General features: G+C 69.2%; 19 protein-coding genes. 7 read left to right on the top strand and 12 right to left on the bottom strand.

What is annotated here, in order from left to right; translation table 11 throughout:
- Positions 1–67: 67 nt before the first annotated feature.
- Positions 68–775, top strand: a complete 708-nt coding sequence (locus tag OED01_RS04230) for an AAA family ATPase (RefSeq protein WP_264157135.1) — start codon at positions 68–70, stop codon at positions 773–775.
- 25 nt (positions 776–800) lie between these two features.
- Here OED01_RS04230 and OED01_RS04225 read toward each other — a convergent pair whose 3' ends face one another.
- On the bottom strand, positions 801–1,748 hold the full coding sequence (locus tag OED01_RS04225; RefSeq protein WP_264157134.1) for a DsbA family protein: 948 nt from the start codon (positions 1,746–1,748) through the stop codon (positions 801–803).
- A gap of 217 nt (positions 1,749–1,965) precedes the next feature.
- Here OED01_RS04225 and OED01_RS04220 point away from each other — a divergent pair, with 217 nt between their 5' ends.
- Both OED01_RS04220 and OED01_RS04215 read left to right on the top strand, forming a co-directional pair.
- Positions 1,966–3,072, top strand: coding sequence for an ABC transporter ATP-binding protein (locus tag OED01_RS04220; RefSeq protein WP_264157133.1), 1,107 nt, complete (start codon positions 1,966–1,968; stop codon positions 3,070–3,072).
- Between the two features lie 88 nt (positions 3,073–3,160).
- The gene (locus tag OED01_RS04215) at positions 3,161–4,465 is read left to right on the top strand and encodes a DUF4032 domain-containing protein (protein WP_264157132.1); all 1,305 of its coding nucleotides are present in this window, start codon (positions 3,161–3,163) and stop codon (positions 4,463–4,465) included.
- A 66-nt stretch (positions 4,466–4,531) separates the two neighbouring features.
- Here OED01_RS04215 and OED01_RS04210 read toward each other — a convergent pair whose 3' ends face one another.
- The 5 genes from OED01_RS04210 to OED01_RS04190 all read right to left on the bottom strand — a co-directional run bounded on the left by OED01_RS04210 (position 4,532) and on the right by OED01_RS04190 (position 9,416).
- On the bottom strand, positions 4,532–5,173 hold the full coding sequence (locus OED01_RS04210; RefSeq protein WP_264157131.1) for an NAD(P)-dependent oxidoreductase: 642 nt from the start codon (positions 5,171–5,173) through the stop codon (positions 4,532–4,534).
- An 11-nt stretch (positions 5,174–5,184) separates the two neighbouring features.
- Positions 5,185–6,201, bottom strand: a complete 1,017-nt coding sequence (gene rlmB / locus OED01_RS04205; protein WP_264157130.1) for a 23S rRNA (guanosine(2251)-2'-O)-methyltransferase RlmB — start codon at positions 6,199–6,201, stop codon at positions 5,185–5,187.
- Positions 6,194–7,603, bottom strand: a complete 1,410-nt coding sequence (gene cysS, locus OED01_RS04200) for a cysteine--tRNA ligase (RefSeq protein ID WP_264157129.1) — start codon at positions 7,601–7,603, stop codon at positions 6,194–6,196. Before cysS ends, rlmB begins: the two co-directional genes overlap by 8 nt.
- Before the next feature lie 61 nt (positions 7,604–7,664).
- Positions 7,665–8,861, bottom strand: a complete 1,197-nt coding sequence (ispD, locus tag OED01_RS04195) for a 2-C-methyl-D-erythritol 4-phosphate cytidylyltransferase (protein WP_264157128.1) — start codon at positions 8,859–8,861, stop codon at positions 7,665–7,667.
- A gap of 72 nt (positions 8,862–8,933) precedes the next feature.
- Positions 8,934–9,416, bottom strand: coding sequence for a CarD family transcriptional regulator (locus OED01_RS04190; RefSeq protein ID WP_264157127.1), 483 nt, complete (start codon positions 9,414–9,416; stop codon positions 8,934–8,936).
- Positions 9,417–9,551: 135 nt separating this feature from the next.
- Between OED01_RS04190 and OED01_RS04185 the strand changes: the two genes are divergently transcribed.
- The gene (locus tag OED01_RS04185; protein WP_264157126.1) at positions 9,552–10,136 is read left to right on the top strand and encodes a DNA modification methylase; all 585 of its coding nucleotides are present in this window, start codon (positions 9,552–9,554) and stop codon (positions 10,134–10,136) included.
- A gap of 67 nt (positions 10,137–10,203) precedes the next feature.
- Here OED01_RS04185 and OED01_RS04180 read toward each other — a convergent pair whose 3' ends face one another.
- Both OED01_RS04180 and OED01_RS04175 read right to left on the bottom strand, forming a co-directional pair.
- Complete coding sequence (locus tag OED01_RS04180; protein WP_264157125.1) at positions 10,204–10,887, bottom strand: response regulator transcription factor; 684 nt, start codon at positions 10,885–10,887, stop codon at positions 10,204–10,206.
- Positions 10,884–12,098 carry a sensor histidine kinase gene (locus tag OED01_RS04175; RefSeq protein ID WP_264157124.1) on the bottom strand — a complete coding sequence of 405 codons (1,215 nt, stop codon included), beginning with the start codon at positions 12,096–12,098 and terminating at the stop codon, positions 10,884–10,886. The genes OED01_RS04180 and OED01_RS04175 overlap by 4 nt, the downstream gene beginning before the upstream one ends.
- Before the next feature lie 194 nt (positions 12,099–12,292).
- Here OED01_RS04175 and phoU point away from each other — a divergent pair, with 194 nt between their 5' ends.
- Positions 12,293–13,003, top strand: coding sequence for a phosphate signaling complex protein PhoU (gene phoU, locus OED01_RS04170; protein WP_264157123.1), 711 nt, complete (start codon positions 12,293–12,295; stop codon positions 13,001–13,003).
- Between the two features lie 56 nt (positions 13,004–13,059).
- Here the strand turns inward: phoU and OED01_RS04165 are convergent, their stop codons facing one another.
- Positions 13,060–13,803, bottom strand: a complete 744-nt coding sequence (locus tag OED01_RS04165; protein ID WP_264157122.1) for a phosphoglyceromutase — start codon at positions 13,801–13,803, stop codon at positions 13,060–13,062.
- Positions 13,804–13,840: 37 nt separating this feature from the next.
- On the opposite strand from OED01_RS04165, the gene OED01_RS04160 reads away from it, so the two are divergent.
- Positions 13,841–14,662: a class I SAM-dependent methyltransferase gene (locus OED01_RS04160; RefSeq protein WP_264157121.1), complete on the top strand. Its 822-nt coding sequence runs from the start codon at positions 13,841–13,843 to the stop codon at positions 14,660–14,662.
- Positions 14,663–14,673: 11 nt separating this feature from the next.
- Here OED01_RS04160 and ygfZ read toward each other — a convergent pair whose 3' ends face one another.
- From ygfZ to OED01_RS04145, 3 genes are all read right to left on the bottom strand, one after another.
- Positions 14,674–15,735 (bottom strand): CAF17-like 4Fe-4S cluster assembly/insertion protein YgfZ, encoded by a 1,062-nt coding sequence (gene ygfZ / locus OED01_RS04155; protein WP_264157120.1) that lies wholly within the window; start codon positions 15,733–15,735, stop codon positions 14,674–14,676.
- On the bottom strand, positions 15,732–16,334 hold the full coding sequence (locus OED01_RS04150) for a heme-binding beta-barrel domain-containing protein (protein ID WP_264157119.1): 603 nt from the start codon (positions 16,332–16,334) through the stop codon (positions 15,732–15,734). The genes ygfZ and OED01_RS04150 overlap by 4 nt, the downstream gene beginning before the upstream one ends.
- Positions 16,335–16,463: 129 nt before the next feature.
- A complete protein-coding gene (locus OED01_RS04145; RefSeq protein ID WP_264157118.1) occupies positions 16,464–16,757 on the bottom strand; it encodes a hypothetical protein in 294 nt (97 codons plus the stop codon).
- 125 nt (positions 16,758–16,882) lie between these two features.
- On the opposite strand from OED01_RS04145, the gene OED01_RS04140 reads away from it, so the two are divergent.
- On the top strand, positions 16,883–17,566 hold the full coding sequence (locus tag OED01_RS04140; protein ID WP_264157117.1) for a winged helix-turn-helix transcriptional regulator: 684 nt from the start codon (positions 16,883–16,885) through the stop codon (positions 17,564–17,566).
- Positions 17,567–17,586: the final 20 nt, after the last annotated feature.

Genomic DNA, 17,586 nt, shown 5'->3' with positions numbered 1-17,586 from the left:
GAGATTCTAAGGCACCCCGCTGAACCCCCGTGTCGCGGACGTCGGAGGCCGGAGGCAGACTGGTGTCGTGTCCGCACGCCTGCCCATCCGCCGCATCGAATCGCACCCGCTGTCGCCAGCGCCGCTCGACGACTGGCCTGCGACGATCCCCGCCGTCGCACAGGTGCTGGCCGGCGGCTGGGACCTCGGTCCCGCGACCGTGATCACCGGGGAGAACGGCAGCGGTAAATCCACGCTCGTCGAAGCCATCGCGATCGCCTACGGCCTCAACGCGGAGGGCGGCTCCACCGGCGCCATGCACTCGACCCGCACCACCGAGTCGACGCTGGGCGAGCATCTCCAGCTCGTCCGCGACGGCGGAGCTCCTCGACACGGGTTCTTCCTGCGCGCCGAGACGATGCACGGCTTCTACTCGTACCTCGAAGAGGTCGGCGTCGGCGGGCCGCTGCACACCAGGAGCCACGGCGAGTCGTTCCTCGACCTCGTCGCCGAACGCGAACGCATCCGCGGGCTCTGGCTCCTGGACGAACCCGAATCGGCGCTGTCCGTGCCCGGATGCCTCGCCCTGATGGGGCAGCTGCTCGACTTCGTGGCCGGCGGTTCGCAGGTGATCCTGTCCACCCACTCGCCGGTCCTGGCTGCGTTCCCCGGCGCCGATCGGTACGAGCTGGGCGAGTGGGGCATCCGACGTTCGGAGTACGACGATCTGGATCTCGTCCGCACGTGGCGCGGATTCCTCGACTCCCCCGAACGCTATCTCCGGCACCTGCGCTGACCGCTGCGGCGGCGGTCAGCCGCGGTCACTCCGCCGGCGTGGTCGGCGTCGGAGTGGCCGTCTCGACGGCCTCGTAGTAGGCGTCGCTGGAGACGGTGAGCACGAACTGCGAGAACTCCGCCGGGTCCTTCAGCGATCCGACGTACGCCTGGCCGTTCACGACGACCATCGGGGCTGCGCTCAGCGCGAGATCCTCCGACCCCGGCAGCGGGCCTTCGAGTGCGCGAGCCGTGGCGTTCTTCGCCCAGGACACGAAGTCCTCGTCCTCGATGCACGCGCGGACCTTCTTGCCCGCGTCGACACCGACCGCGCCGGCCAGATCAGCCAGTTCGACGTTGGAACGGCCGTCGCTGTCGACCTCGGGCTGTCCGACGAGGAGCTCGTGGTTGAACGCGTAGAACTGTGCAGGCGAGTACTCCGCGACGCAGGCGGCGGCCGCAGCGGCACGCAGCGAGTACTTCGTGCCGTTCGAGTTGGCCGTGAGCAGCGACACCGGGTGGTACGTGACGGTGGCCGCGCCCTCGGTGATCCATCCGGTCAGCTGAAGAGCGTTGGCGCGCTCGAACTCGCCGGCGCCCGGGGACAGGTAGTCGACGTAGATGTGGATGTCGACGGCGCCGGCCTCGGTGGGCTCCGGCGTCGGGGTCGCCTCTTCGCCGGCCTCGCTCGGTTCGGCGGTCGGGGTCGCAGGGATCTCGGCGCTGGCGACCATGGCGCCCGTGATCTCGTCGACGACGATTCCGTCGTCGTCGAGGCCGGCCGGGTTCATCGCCGGCTCGGACACGGACGAGGTCACGGCCATGGCGACCGCGGTGCCGACCGCGCCGACGGCGACGACCGCCACCAGCCCGATGATGATCCGACGCACGATGCGCGCGCGGGACTGCTTGGCGTTGACCTGCTGTGCCTTCTCCCGGACCGCCTCGCGGGTATTGCGGGGGGTGGGGACGTTCGGCGTTTCGTCGCTCGACATCGTTCCTCTTGAAAGTCTGCAGGGGACGGGTTCCCCCGATGGCCGCTCCGAAGAGCAGCGCTGGTGTAGATGCTAACGAGGCAGGCTGGGAAATACCCAGATGCGGCAAGTCATGCCATACTGAACTCGGCCCAAAGGTGGGCCACGGCGGGTGTACCCCGCCGCTTCCATCACAACGGATCGTCCGGCACGTACCTGCCGGTGAAGGAGAAATGCAATGGCAACCGTCACTTTCGATGACGCCACCCGCCTGTACCCCGGCGGAACCCGCCCCGCTGTCGACAAGCTCAACCTCGAGGTGGGAGACGGCGAGTTCCTCGTCCTGGTCGGCCCCTCCGGTTGCGGTAAGTCCACGTCGCTGCGCATGCTCGCAGGCCTCGAAGAGGTCAACGCCGGCCGCATCCTCATCGGCGACCGCGACGTCACAGACGTCCCGCCGAAGGACCGCGACATCGCGATGGTCTTCCAGAACTACGCGCTGTACCCGCACATGACCGTCGCCGAGAACATGGGCTTCGCGCTCAAGATCGCCGGCGTCGGCAAGGAAGAGCGCGCCGCTCGCGTGCTCGAGGCCGCCAAGCTCCTCGACCTCGAGGACTACCTGACCCGCAAGCCGAAGGCCCTCTCGGGTGGTCAGCGTCAGCGCGTCGCCATGGGTCGCGCCATCGTGCGTCAGCCCCAGGTGTTCCTCATGGACGAGCCGCTGTCGAACCTCGACGCCAAGCTCCGCGTCCAGACTCGTACGCAGATCGCGTCGCTGCAGCGTCGCCTGGGCGTCACGACGGTCTACGTCACGCACGACCAGACCGAGGCTCTGACCATGGGTGACCGCATCGCGGTCCTCAAGGACGGCATCCTGCAGCAGGTCGGCACGCCGCGCGACCTGTACGAGAAGCCGAACAACGTCTTCGTCGCCGGCTTCATCGGCTCCCCCGCCATGAACCTGTTCCCGGCGGACCTCGCCGAGGGCGGCGTGCGCTTCGGTTCCGAGGTCGTCCCGCTCGACCGCGACACGGTCGGCCGTGCACACGGCAGCCAGGTCATGGTCGGCGTCCGCCCCGAGGACATCACCGTCGGCCCCGCCGACGGCAAGGGCATCCCGGTCACGGTGGACCTCGTCGAGGAGCTCGGCGCTGACGGCTACCTGTACGGCCACACCGAGATCAACGGCAAGCGCTCCGACATCGTCGCTCGCGTCGACGGCCGCAGCCACCCGAACGCCGGCGAGACCGTCACGCTGGCCGCGAACCCGGGCCACGTGCACGCGTTCGACCTCGAGTCCGGTGAGCGTCTGAACGACAAGCCGATCGTCTCCGCGGCGTAAGTTCGCCACACACGCGGCGCGGGCTGACCTCATGGTCGCCCGCGCCGCGTCGTTTTCCCATCCGTACGAGACCGCAGCGAGGACAGGCATGCAGGACGCTCTGCGAATCACCGCGAGCGCGGTGGACCCCGGGTTGCTGGGGCTGCCTTGGTCGGTACCGCTGGGGAAGTGGCCGTCCGAGCACATCGTCTCGCTTCCCAAGGGCCTCTCCCGGCACCTGGTCCGCTTCGCCGACCTCTCCGGCCGCGTCGTCGCCGTGAAGGAGACCACGGCGGAGATGGCGCGACGCGAGTACGAGATGCTGGGCAGCCTCGCCAAGCTCGACGTCCCCTGCGTGGCGAGGGTGGCCGTGATCGACGGCCGAACCGATGCCGCAGGCACCGCACTGCCCGCGGCCCTCGTCACCTCGCATCTGCGCTTCTCGATGCCGTACCGCGCACTGTTCACCCGGGTGTTACGCCCTGACACGGCGACCCGCCTGGTCGACGCGCTCGCGCTGCTGCTCGTCCGGCTGCACAACGTCGGCTTCTACTGGGGTGATGTGTCGCTGTCGAACACCCTGTTCCGCCGGGATGCGGGTGCTTTCGCCGCCTACCTCGTGGATGCCGAGACTGGCGAACTGCACGAGGAGGGTCTCACCGACGGCCAGCGAGCTTACGATCTCGATCTGGCGCGCACCAACATCGCCGGCGAGATCATGGACCTCGCCGCCGGCGGGCGACTCGAGCACGGCGTCGATGCCGTCGCCATCGCGGACGGCATCGTGTCGTCCTACCGCTCGCTGTGGGAGGCCCTCACGGCTCACGAGTCGTTCTCCGCCAACGAGACCTGGCGTATCACGGAGCGCGTCGAGCGGCTGAACGCGCTCGGCTTCGACATCGACGAGATGTCGATGTCGACCACGGCCGACGGAACACTGGTGGAGATCCAGCCGAAGGTCGTCGACGCAGGGCACCACCAGCGCCGGCTCATCCGCCTCACCGGCCTCGATGTCGAGGAGAACCAGGCACGCCGCCTGCTGAACGATCTCGACGAGTTCCGGGCCCGCTCGACGAAGCAGTGGGCCGACGAGGAGATGTACGCGCACGAATGGCTCACGCGCGTCTTCGAACCCGTCGTCCGCGCGATCCCCTACGACCTGCGGGCGAAGCTCGAGCCTGCCGAGGTGTTCCACCAGGTGCTGGAGCACCGCTGGTACCTGTCGCAGGCGCAGGGCCGATCCGTGCCGCTGGCGGAGGTGCTGACGAGCTACATCAACGAAGTGCTGCGACACCGTCGCGACGAGGCGACGATCATGGGGCCGCCCACCGAGACGATGGCGATCCCCGTGGTCACCGACGCCGTGCCCGTGTCCGACGACACCGCTGCGCTCGACTGGCGCGACCTCGTCTGACGGGTCGGCGGTTCCGCGAACGATGCGTTCGCAGGGAGTGGCTGCATGCCCCGAGCGGACGTGGGGTCAGTAGCCGACGGTGAAGCGCTCCCGGTGGTGGTTGCCCTGCTCGATCTCGTCGACGACGGCGATCGCGAAGTCCGCACCGGAGATGAACGATTGGCCTTCGGCGTCCCGTACGAGGACGTCGCCGCCGTCGCGGTACCGCCCGGTGCGCTCGCCCTCGGCCCAGGGCCCGAAGACCTCGGCCGGGTGGATGAAGAACCAGTCCAGGCCGGCATCCGAGTCCTCCAGCAGGGCCAGCGAGTCGATGCCGACCTGCGCCTCGTGCCGGTACTCCTCGGGGAAGTCCTGATCGAACAGCCGAGGCCCGCCAGGGGCGACCAGGCTCCCGCCTGCTCCCCCGATGACTCCGAGACGCGTGGGCGAACCTTCGAGTTTCGCGACGAGTCCGCGCAGGGCGTCCAGCACTGCATCTGCCATATCGCCGCGGGGCGAAAGGGCGGACACCACGGCATCCGCGCCGTAGAAGACATCGCCGAGAGCATCCAGATCGAGGACCGAGCCCTGGACGGCCAGCGCCCCGTCGACGGGGTTCTCCGGCGTCGCGCGGGACACCGAGATGACCTCGTGCCCCCGACTGACGGCTTCCTGCACGATGTGACGACCGGCGTAGCCGGTCCCTCCGATGACGACGATGCGGGCCATGCGGTTTCTCCCTACTTCAGCGCGTTGCGGACGGTGGACACCTGATAGAGGGCGACAGACGTCGCGATCCCGGCGTTCAGCGACTCGGTGGCGGTCGAGATCGGAATCGAGACGATCTGATCGCACGTCTCGGTGACCAGGCGCGACAGCCCCTTGCCTTCGGACCCGACGACGATCACGACAGGACGATCGGCGAGCTCCAGCTGCGGCAGCGAGACGTCGCCGTCACCGTCGAGGCCGAGAACGAACACGCCCTGCTTCTTGAACTCCTTGAGCTGGGTCGTGAGGTTCGTCGCCAGCGCCACGGGGATGCGCGCCGCCGCGCCAGCGCTGGTCTTCCAGGCTGCCGAGTTGACCCCGGCGGATCGGCGCTGCGGAAGAACGATCCCGTGGCCTCCGAACGCGGCCGTGGAGCGGATGATCGCGCCGAGGTTGCGCGGATCGGTCACACCGTCCAGTGCGACGAACAGCGGAACCTCGTCGCGAGCGATCACCTGCTCGAGCAGGTCCTGCGGGTGCGCGTACTCGTACGGCGGCACCTTCAGCGCGACGCCCTGGTGCACGCCGTCGAAGCCGGCCATGCGGTCCAGCTCCTGACGCGTGACCTCGAGCATCGGGATGTCGCGGTTCTTCGCGATCGCGAGCATCTCCTTGACGCGATCGTCCATCTCCACGCGCTGCGCGATGTACAGCGCGGTCGCGGGGATCTTCGTGCGCAGAGCCTCGAGCACGGAGTTGCGCCCGGTGACCGTCTCGGTATCTGCCGTGTTGTCCTTGGACCGGGCGGAGCGGTTCGGGTTGCCGCCGGTCGTCTGGCGCTTGCCCGCGACGCCTGGACGGCCCTTCCCACCCGACGCGGCGTAGCGCTCGGCCGCTGCCTTGCGCTTGCCCGCGACGTGCCACGAGCGGTCCTCCGCCTTCGGTGTCGGTCCGCGGCCCTCGAGCGCCTTGCGCCCGAGTCCACCGGTGCCCTTGGTCGGGCCCTTCTTCTTGCCCTTGCCCGCTGAGGGGTTGCCTGGCTTAGCCATCGATACTCCAATGTGTTCCGTCCGGAGTGTCCTCCAGAGTGATGCCTGCGGCCGCGATCGCATCGCGGATGCGATCCGCGGCGGCCCAATCCTTGTCAGCGCGCGCCTGCGCCCGCTGGTCGATCATCGTTCGCACGAGCGCGTCGAGGGCGGATGCGTCGGCATCCGATTCAGCTCCTCGCCACTCGGGCGACAGGGGATTGATCCCCAGTACGTCCGTCATCCGGATGACGTCGCCCACGTCGCGCGATGCCCGTGCGAGCTCGCCGGCGTCCAGAAGGGCGTTGCCGGAACGGATCGCCCCGTGGATGACCGCGAGCGCTCGAGGAACGGAGAGGTCGTCGTCCATGGCCTCGATGAACTCGTCCGGCAGCATCTCGTCCGTTGCGGCCGACGCCGGCTCGATCAGGCGCAGCGCCCGTTCGAGGAACGTCCTGATCCGCCCGAGTGCCGCCTCGGCCTCTGCCCATGACGACTCCGTCAGGTCGAGGCTGGATCGATAGTGCGCGGCGGCGAGCGCGTACCGCACCACGAGCGGATCGTGCGCGGCGAGCACGTCTGAGGCGAGCGTGAAGTTGCCCAGCGACTTCGACATCTTCTGCCCGTCCACCGTCACGAGACCGTTGTGGACCCAGTACCGCGCGAACCCGTCGCCGGCGGCGGTCGACTGCGCCAGTTCGTTCTCGTGGTGCGGGAAGCGCAGATCGAGCCCGCCGCCGTGGATGTCGAACTCGGTGCCGAGGTAGCGGCGCGACATGGCGGAGCACTCGATGTGCCAGCCGGGCCTGCCCTGACCCCAGGGGGAGTTCCAGACGGCGTCGGCCGGCTCCTCGGGCTTGGCGCCCTTCCAGAGGGCGAAGTCCTGCGGAGTGCGCTTCCCTCTCGGGTCGGCGTCCGCGGCCGCCTCCATGGCGTCGACGCTCTGGCGCGTCAGCTCGCCGTAGGCGGGCCACGAGCGCACGTCGAAGTACACGTCACCCGAATCGTCACCGGCCGCGTAGGCGTGGCCGCGCTCGATCAGAGCCTGGATCAGCTCCTGCATCTGCGGGATCGAGCCGGTCGCACGCGGCTCATAGGTGGGTGCGAGGATCCCGACGCCGGCGTATGCGGCGGTGAACTCCTGCTCCATCCGGTAGGCCAGCGACCACCAGGGCTCGGCATCCGTGCCGTTCGCGAGCACCTTGTCGTCGATGTCGGTGACATTGCGCACGAGCGTGACCCGCCCAAGGCTGTACTGCAGCCAGCGGCGCAGCAGGTCGAAGCTCAGCGCGGCGCGCACGTGCCCGATGTGAGGGCCGGACTGCACCGTGGGTCCGCACACGTACATCGTGATGTTCTCGGGATCGAGAGGCACGAAGTCGCGCAGCTGCTGTGCGCGGGTGTCGTAGAGGCGGAGTGTCACCGCACCAGCCTACCGGGCGGTGCTGTACAGCCGCCCGGCCCGCAGGCCGGCCGGTCGCCGTTCAGGATGCCGGGACGAGGAGCGCGATCGCCGTGACCGAGATGCCCTCGCCACGACCGGAGAAGCCGAGCCCGTCCGTGGTCGTCGCGGAGACCGTCACGCGCGCTCCCCCGAGCGCATCCGACAGCGCCTGCTCGGCCTCGATCCGCCGCGCGCTGAACCGCGGACGATTGCCCTGGAACTGCACGGCGACGTTCCCGATCCGCCAGCCGGCATCGGTGACCAGGTCCAGCGTGCGGGCCAGGAACACGTCGGCGTGCGCTCCGGCGTACTCCGGATGCGAGGTTCCGAAGAGCTGTCCGATGTCGCCCAGACCGGCCGCGCCCAACAGGGCGTCGACGATCGCATGCGCGACGGCGTCGCCGTCGGAATGCCCGGACAGGGCCGGCTCCCCCGGCCACTCCAGCCCCGCGAGTCGGAGATCGCCGTCGCCGCCGAACGCGTGCACGTCGGTTCCGATCCCGACCACTGGGATGATCGGGACGGGTGCCGCGGCCGTCGCGCCGCTCAGCAGATGCCGAGCGCGCTCGAGATCCGCCGGGGTCGTGATCTTGAAGGCGCGCTCCGATCCGCGGATGTGACGCACCCGATGGCCTGCCGCTGCGAAGAGCGCGGCATCATCGGTGTACTCGGTCCCGGAGGCGAGCGCCGTCGCGTAGGCGGCCTCGAGCGGCAGCCGGGGAAACCCCTGCGGCGTCTGCGCTGCCGCGAGCTCCGCACGGTCCACCGCCTCGACGATCGACGTCTCGTCGACGCGCTTGAGCGTGTCGACGACCGCCAGCACGGGGATCGCCCCGGTGTCAGCGCCGACCGCGCGCGCGACCCCATCGATCTGGGACGGCGGCGTCAAAGCACGCGCAGCGTCGTGCACCAGCACGCGGGTGACATCGCCCCACAGCGCCCCGAGACCCGCCGCGACGGAGAGCTGTCGGGTCTCGCCACCCGTGACCACTCTGCCGAGGTCGACGCGATCGCCTGCGGCGGCGAGCAGCTCGCTCTCGGCTTCGCCCTCGAACCCGGCAGGCGCGACCACGATCACCTGCATCGGCGCGGCCGCGAAGACGCCGTCCAGTGCGTGGCGCAGGATCGAGCGCTCGTCGATGCCGACCAGCGCCTTGGGCGCTCCCGCGCCGAGGCGTGTGCCGGATCCCGCGGCGACGACGATGAGGGCGGTGTCGGGTACGGGCAGCACAGTCACGCTCTCACGTTACCGGCGGAGACGAGAAAAGGCGGATGCCGAAGCATCCGCCTTCTCCCACAAGTCATCCATTCAGGAGGCGAGCACTTCGTCGAGGAGTGCGCCCGCCTTGTCCTCGTCGATCTTCTCGGCGAGCGCGAGCTCGGAGATGAGGATCTGACGCGCCTTGGCGAGCATGCGCTTCTCCCCCGCGGACAGGCCGCGGTCCTGATCGCGGCGCCACAGGTCGCGCACGACCTCGCTGACCTTGATCACGTCGCCGGAAGCGAGCTTCTCGAGGTTCGCCTTGTAGCGGCGCGACCAGTTGGTCGGCTCCTCGGTGAACGGGGCGCGCAGCACCTCGAACACGTGGTCGAGCCCCTCTTTGCCGATCACGTCGCGGACCCCGACGAGGTCGACGTTCTCGGCGGGGACCTCGATGATCAGATCCCCCTGCGTGACGTTGAGCTTCAGATACTTCTTCGTCTCGCCCTTGATGATACGGTCCTTGACCTCGATGATCGTCGCGGCTCCGTGGTGCGGATAGACGACGGTCTCGCCAACCTCAAAAAGCATAAAAGCGTGTCCTTTCGGCAACCTCCAGGATACCACAGGCGACATGCAGTAAGGTTCGCGCCGCATCGTCCCGACGGCCGCCTCCGCGTACGCATAGAATGGACGTGCATTTCCCGCCGCATCTCAGGAGGACCCGTGAAATCGCGCCTTGTTGCGTCTGTCGTTCTCAGCGCTGTCGTGCTGACGGGTGCGACGGGGTGCACCTTCATCACCCCCCAGGCGAGCACCATCGCCTACTCCGCTTCCGACGGCGTGAACGTCGGAGACTCCTCCGGCCCCGTCGCGATCCGCAACGCGATGATCATCGCCGACGAGAGCGGTGAGCTGGGCAACCTGGTCGCCGCGTTCATCAACCCGACTGACGAGGACCTCGTCGTGTCGGTCGAGCTCCCGGGCCTCGACCCCGTCGAGATCGATGTCCCCGCCGGCGCGACGGTGAGCCTCGGCGCCGACGAGGAGCCGCTGCTGCTCGACAGCGCCGAATCCGATGAGGATCTGACGTTCGCTCCCGGATCGACGGTCAAGGTCTTCTTCCAGTCCGGCGACGGGACCGGCGCCGCCGTCAACGTGCCCGTCCTGGACGGCGCCCTGCCCTACTACTCCGACCTCGTGCCGCAGCCCGTCGAGGAGGAGATCGTCCTCGACGACGAGGTCACCGTCCCCACCGAGACGCCGGTTCCCACCGAGACTCCGCACGACTCCGGCTCCGAAGAGCACTGATCTCGGCACCCTGACGACGAAGAAGGCCGGTCTCCGCATCGCGGGGACCGGCCTTCTTCCGTGTCCGTCAGCCCTCGAAACGGTAGCCGAGCCCACGGACGGTCACGAGCATCGCCGGCTCCGACGGGTTCTCCTCGATGCGCGAGCGGATGCGCTTGATGTGGACGTCGAGCGTCTTCGTGTCGCCGAAGTAGTCGCTGCCCCAGACGCGATCGATCAGCTGTCCGCGCGTGAGCACGCGACCGGAGTTGCGCATGAGGACCTCGAGCAGTTCGAATTCCTTCAGCGGCATGTTGATCTGCTCACCCGCGACGCTCACGGTGTGCCGATCGATGTCGAGGCTCACGCGTCCGCCGTCCAGGACGCGCTCGTCGAGCTCGCTCTCGGCCTGCACGACCCGGCGCAGCACGGCGCGCATGCGCGCGAGCAACTCGCGCGACGAGTAGGGCTTGGTGATGTAGTCGTCGGCGCCGAGTTCGAGTCCGACGACGATGTCCACTTCGGAATCCTTCGCCGTCAGCATGATGATCGGCACCGCGGACGACGACCGGATCTGCCGGCAGACCTCGGTCCCCGGCATCCCTGGGAGCATGAGGTCGAGCAGGACGATGTCCGCGCCGCGCTCGCGGAACGCGTTCAGCGCGCCGGGTCCGTCTTCGGCGATCTCGACCTCATAGCCCTCCCGGCGAAGCAGGTAGGCGAGCGGATCGGCGAGGTCGGGTTCGTCCTCGACGAGAAGGATGCGGGTCATACGCTCTCTCCGGTTCGTGCGCGGGCCGTCTTCGCGGCCTTCTTCATGCGCTTCTTCTTGGTCTTGCTGGTGACGTCGTCGGGCTCGGGGGCGTCGATCCGCGGAAGGCGGATGGTGAAAGTCGATCCTCGCCCGGGGCGCGACCACACCCGCACCTCGCCGCCGTGTCGATGAATCGCGTGCTTGACGATCGATAGACCGAGGCCGGTTCCGCCGGTGCGCCGGGAGCGGGCTTCATCGGCGCGGTAGAAGCGCTCGAAGATCCGCTCGCGGTCCGATTCCGAGATGCCGATCCCCTGATCGGACACCGCGATCTCGACGACGCCGTCGTCCGCGCGAACACCGACGCCGACGCGCGATCCACGCGGCGAGTAGACGATGGCATTGGCGATCAGGTTGCCGACCGCCTCGATGAGGATCTGACCGTCGCCGCGCACCCAGACGTCGCGATCCCCGCCGCGGGCGAGCTCCACGCCGGCGGAGTCCGCCTGGACGGCGTGCGCCTCGATCGAGGCCGCGACGACCTCGTCGATCGCGACGTTCGCGACGTCGGCCAGGCCATCGGCGGCCTGCAGTCGCGACAGGCTCATGATGCGGCCGGTCAGCTGTCCCAGGCGCGTCGCCTCCGCCGAGATGCGGCTCGCGAAGACGCGGACCTGCGCCGGGTCGTCGGCGGCCGATTCGATGGCTTCCGCCAGCAGGCTCACGGAGGCGACGGGCGTCTTGAGCTCATGGCTGGTGTTCGCCACGAAGTCCCGTCGCATCTGGTCGAGGCGCTCCTGCTCCGTGACGTCGCGGATGACGAGGAGAGTCAGTCGGGCGCCGACGGCGCTGGCGCGGGCGGAGACCAGGCGCGGATCCAGGGTCGTGCCGCTGCGGCTGATGCGCATCGTCTCGGTCTCGGACGCCCCGGTGGAGCGGACCGTGCGCACCAGCTGGCGCAGCTCCTGGTTGTCGAGCGTCGAACCGCTGACGATGCCGAAGAGTCCCGCGGCATGCGACGTCGCGAGCACCAGGCCTGATGCGTCCACGACGCAGGCGGCGTCCTCCATGCTCAAGAGGACGTCGGTGGTCCCGGGGGGAATCGTCGCCGACGTCTCCGCCTCCGCCTCTGCCCGTGCGCGGTACGCGAGCAGGATCAGGCCGCAGATGCCCGCACCGATCAGCACACCGATGGCGAGGGCGAGCAGCGCGATCTGCGGCGTGGTCATAAGGCAAGCGTAGAGTGCGTTCACCACGGCTTCGGCGGGTTTCCGCGCCAGTGCGGGGCCGGGGGAACTACTATTCACGTTCTGGGCACCATTCGTTAACCTTCGACGAACACAATCGCTTCGGGCCCGCACGAGGCGCTGCGCCCACCGATCGGCCGTACCACGCCGCTGAGACCCGAAAGGTTGCGCCGCACATGCGCGAAGTCTTCCACCAGTCCCTCGAGGACCTGCAGTCCCGCCTCGTGGAGATCGCCGATCTCGTCACGGTGTCGATCGACAAGGCGACGCGGGCATTCGCGACCAGCGACGTCGGTCTCGCCGAAGAGGTCATCGCCGATGACGCCAAGATCGACGAACTCGCCGTCGCCCTCGACGAGCAGGCCATCGAGATCCTCGCCCGTCAGCAGCCCGTCGCCCGCGACCTGCGCATCGTCGTCACGGCCCTGCGCGTGAGCGCGTCGCTGGAGCGGATGGGCGACATGAGCGAGCACATCGCTCAGCTCGCCCGTCTGCGCTTCCCCGAGCGCGCGATCCCGAAGGGGCTCAAGGGCACGTTCACGAAGATGGGCGAGCTGGACGTCGAGATCTCGCGCACGCTCAGCGAGCTCCTGCGCACGCAGGACCTGCGCTTCGCCGATGCCATCCGCAACGCGGACGACGACGTCGATGAACTGCACGCCAGCGTGTTCGAGAAGGTCCTCAGCGACAACTGGAAGGGCGAGGCGCATGCGACGGTCGACGCCACGCTCGCCAGCCGCTACCACGAGCGCTTCGCCGACCACGCCGTGGCCGTCGCCAAGAAGGTCGTCTACCTGTCCACCGGCGACTGGGCCGTCCAGGAGGCGGACATCGCGCTGGCGCTGGAGGCGCAGGAGGCCGAGCAGCAGGAGCTCGGGCACGCCTGACCCGTTCATGACGAAGGCCGGATGCTGCGACAGCATCCGGCCTTCGTCATGAGGTCCTACTTCTTGCCCTGCGCGGCGACCGCGGCGGCACCGGCGGCTGCGGCCTCGGGGTCGAGGTAGCGTCCGGGACCGGTGGGGACGTTGTTCTCGTCGAGCTCGTACACCAGCGGGATGCCGGTGGGGATGTTGAGCTCGGCGATGTCGTCATCGCTGATGCCTTCGAGGTGCTTGACGAGACCGCGCAGCGAGTTGCCGTGCGCCGTGACGAGGACGGTCTTGCCCGCTTCGAGGTCGGGAACGATCGCGCTCTCCCAATAGGGCAGCAGGCGGTCGATCACGAGCTTGAGCGACTCGGTGCGCGGCACTTCACCGTCGATGCCCGCGTACCGCGGGTCGTTCACCTGACTGAACTCGCTGTCGTCGTCGAGCACGGGCGGGGGAACGTCGAACGACCGACGCCACAGCTGGAACTGCTCGGGACCGAACTGCTCGAGGGTCTGGGCCTTGTCCTTGCCCTGGAGCTCACCGTAGTGGCGCTCGTTCAGACGCCAGGAGCGGGTCACCGGGATCCACAGGCGGTCGGCGGCGTCCAGGGCGATGTTCGCCGTCTGGATCGCCCGGCTCAGCAGCGAGGTGTGCAGCACGTCGGGGAGGATGCCGGCCTCGGCGAGCAGCTCGCCACCGCGGCGGGCCTCGGCCTCGCCCTGAGCGTTCAGGCGGACATCCACCCATCCGGTGAACAGGTTCAGTTCATTCCATTCGCTCCGGCCGTGGCGGAGCAGGATCAGGGTGCGCGTCATGATTCCAGCTTATCGAGAGCCCTGCCAGGATTGACCCATGGCGTCATCTCCGCTCGGCAGACCGACGCGCGGCACCACCGGCACGAACCGACTGCGGCGCAATGATCGGTGGATCGCCGCATCGACGGCGTTGCGCACCGCGGATGACCCGCTCGTCGTGGATCTCGGCTACGGCGCGAGCGGCGTCACGGCTTTCGAGCTCGCAGCTCGCCTCATGCGCGTGCGTCCGGATGCCGAGGTGCTCGGTCTCGAGCTCGACCCGGAGCGCGTGGCCACCGCCCGCGCGCAGCTCGCGGAGGTCCGCGCGGGCCGGACGCCCTTCGACTCCGGCATCCGCGTCGACTTCGCGCGCGGAGGGTTCGAGGTGCCGGTCGGCGGCGGCCGCCGCCCCGCGGTCATCCGGGCCATGAACGTCCTGCGTCAGTACGACGAATCCGATGTTCCGGATGCCTGGCGCACGGTGGCCGCCCGCCTGGCGCCCGGCGGGCTGTTCGTGGAGGGCACGTGCGACGAGGTCGGCCGGATCGCGAGCTGGGTGGACGTCACCGCGGACGCGGATCCTGTGCGCTTCACGATCTCCCTGCGACTGGCCGAACTCGAGCGTCCGAGCATCGTCGCGGAGCGGCTGCCGAAGGCGCTGATCCATCGGAACGTGCCTGGCGAGCGCGTGCACGATCTGCTCGTCGGCCTCGACCGGGAATGGGACAGCGCCGCTCCCCTGTCGACCTTCGGCGCGACGCAGCGGTTCATCGCCGCGGCGGCCGCACTGAAGGCGCAGGGATGGCCCGTACTCGGTGGTCGCACGCGGTGGCGGCTGGGAGAGCTCACGGTGCCGTGGTCGGCGGTCGCGCCGCACTGACGGCGCGCGCCTCAGCGGCGGCGGGACAGACGCGTGAGCTTGGGCACGTCGACGGTGGCACCCGCGTCCGCCGGCACGATCACCTGCTGCGCCGCCGCGATGTCCACCCCGTCGGCACGGACGATCAGGTTGCCTTCCGGCGCGCGGCGGGACAGGATCGCCAGCGCGATCGGTCCGTCCTCGTGGTGGCGTGCGACGGAGGTCACCCGGCCCACCTCGGCATCCCCCGCGAACACCGGGGAACCGGGTGCGGGCAGCACGTCGTCGCTGCCGTCCAGCTGCAACGAGGCGAGACGACGCGGCGGGTGGCCGAGGTTGTGCACCTTCGCGACCGTCTCCTGCCCTCGGTAGCAGCCCTTGTTCAAGTGCACGGCACTGCGGATCCAGTCGGTCTCGTGCGGCAGCGAGCGCTCATCGACCTCGGCGGCCCACCGTGGGCGCCAGGCGGCGATCCGCAGCGCCTCGGCTGCCAGCAGGCCGGCGGCGTCGACCGATTCGGCGACGGATGCAGCGGCATCCGCCTCGACGATCGCCACGCGCCACGCGTATCCGGCGGCAGGGTGGTCGGCGACGTGGGCGTACTGGTGCCCGCCCGCCTGCACGTGCTCCCACGGGTCGGCCCAGAGGAGGGAACCGGCGAGCGCCGTCTCGGCGGCACCACCGGCGAAGAAGCCCAGCAGGGCGCGATCGGGGTGCGCTTCGAGCGTCACGCGCGAACGGAACACCATGCGCGCGAGCCAGCTCAGCAGCGCGTCGGCATCCGCAGCGTCGACGATGAGCCACGCCGAGGATCCGTCGTCGACGATGCCGGCCGCATGCTCGACGTGCCCCTGCGGATCGAGGATCAGCAGCTCGCTGCTCTCCCCCGGTGCCAGACGCGTCGTCGCCTGCGAGGTGAAGGAATCGAGCCAGGTCAACCGGTCGAGGCCGGCGACCTCTATGACCGTGCGGTCGCCGAGCAGCACGACGGCGTCACCCGCCACCAGCCGCCGCTGCTCGCGCATCGGTTCGCCGTAGTGCGCGACGACCCCGTCATCCAGGACGGCGCCCGGCAACTCGGCGAAGCCGGTCATACCTTGGCCAGACGGGCGGAGGCGTGGGAGCCGAGTTCGGATCCGAGCGCGGCGATGTCCCATGCCCAGAGCAGATGCCCGTCGACCAGACCGTACATGCGGGTCGCGGCGGCGTAGTCCTTGCCACCGGCTCCTCGTACAATCGCATCGGTCGCGATGTCGATCCGTGGGCCTGCGATCTCACCCAGATACAGTTCGAGCGCGCCGTCGGAGTGCGCGATCGACACCTCGAGCGGGAAACCGCCGGAGGGGGCTCGCAGCAGCTCCACGTCGTCGACGGTTCGGGCGGGAGCGTCCTCGAGCGGCGGCAGCAGCGCAGGACCCGCGTCGGCCGGGCCGGCGGGACGGGCGATGCGCCAGAAACCGGACTCGGCGACCAGGGGGATCGATTCCTCGCCCTCGGCGCGCGCGAGCCACCCGGTCGCGGCGTAGTTCAGGTAGGGCCCGCCGTCGTGGCTGAAGCTCACGCGGTGCGTGAACTCGCCCTCGAAGCGGTCATCGCCCGCGGTGTAGTCGATGACCCCGGTGCCCTCCCAGACACCGAGCAGCCACGACAGCGGCGCGAGATCGGCGGGGAGGTCTGTCGGCAGCTCGAGCACGATCGATCAGCGCTGGCCGCGGAACAGGTTCCGCAGGACGACTCCGGAGACGAACACGATCGCGAGGCTCGCGAGGCCGAGCAGACCGATGAAGAAGAGCTCGAGCGCGAAAAGATCCATACCGCCACTCTACCCCGCTGCCGCGATGGCGGCGAGGCCGAGACCGACCGAGATGACGCCCATGAGCAGCAGCGCGCCCATGATGCTCGCCGATACCCGAACGATGAATCCGTGCGTGCGCCCGTAGCCCAGCTGCACGGCGAACGCGAGGAGCACGACGGCCCCGAAAGCCACCAGCAGTGCAGGCATCCGCCAGGGCTCGGCGACGAAGATGCCGATCGCGACGGACGCCAGCAGCGCGAAGGACCAGACGATGATCATCCCGGTGAAGGCGTTACGAGGAGCCAGGGCGGGTTCGGACATGTCCTCATTCTCCCCCATCCGTCCTGTCCGCGTCATGCGCGCCGCCCTCATCGGTATCATGGGCGCACGGCGTCGCTCGCGATCGTCGTCAAGGGCGACGATCTCGACGCCCGAAAGGACGCTGCGTGGCCCTGCTTCTTGTTCTGACATCCGCTCCGACCGCGGAGTCGGTCCTGCCCGCCCTCGACCTGCTCAGTCATCGCGTCCGCCAGATCCCCGCAGAACCGGCCCAGCTCGTGTCCGCACCCGAGAGCGACATCGTCATCGTCGACGGCAGGAACGATCTCGCCGGCGCCAAGTCGTTGTGCAAGCTGCTGCGCACGACCGGGCAGGACGCACCCCTGCTGCTGGTGGTCACCGAGGGCGGAATGAGCGCCGTCTCCGGGGACTGGGGCATCGACGACGTGCTCCTGTCGACCGCCGGTCCGGCCGAGGCCGACGCCCGCATCCGGCTCGCGATCGCCCGCAGCGAGGAGAAGGCCGAACCCGCACGCGTGCAGGCCTCCGGCGTCACGATCGACGAGCAGTCCTACTCCGCGAAGCTGCACGGTCGCCCGCTGGATCTGACCTACAAGGAGTTCCAGCTCCTGCACTTCCTCGCCACCCACCCTTCGCGGGTCTTCACCCGCGAGCAGCTGCTCAGCGAGGTCTGGGGGTACGACTACTTCGGCGGTACCCGCACGGTGGACGTGCATGTGCGTCGCCTGCGCGCCAAGCTCGGCGACGCGGAGCAGATCATCGGAACCGTGCGCAACGTCGGCTACCGGTTCAACATCTACGAGGATGACCAGCTCGCCGGCGCCCGCTGACGCGACACAGTTCACACGCG

The sequence above is a fragment of the Microbacterium sp. M28 genome, assembly GCF_025836995.1.
GTDB lineage: Bacteria > Actinomycetota > Actinomycetes > Actinomycetales > Microbacteriaceae > Microbacterium.
Note: the sequence above shows the minus strand (reverse complement) of the source record. Positions and strands in the feature narration are given on the sequence as shown.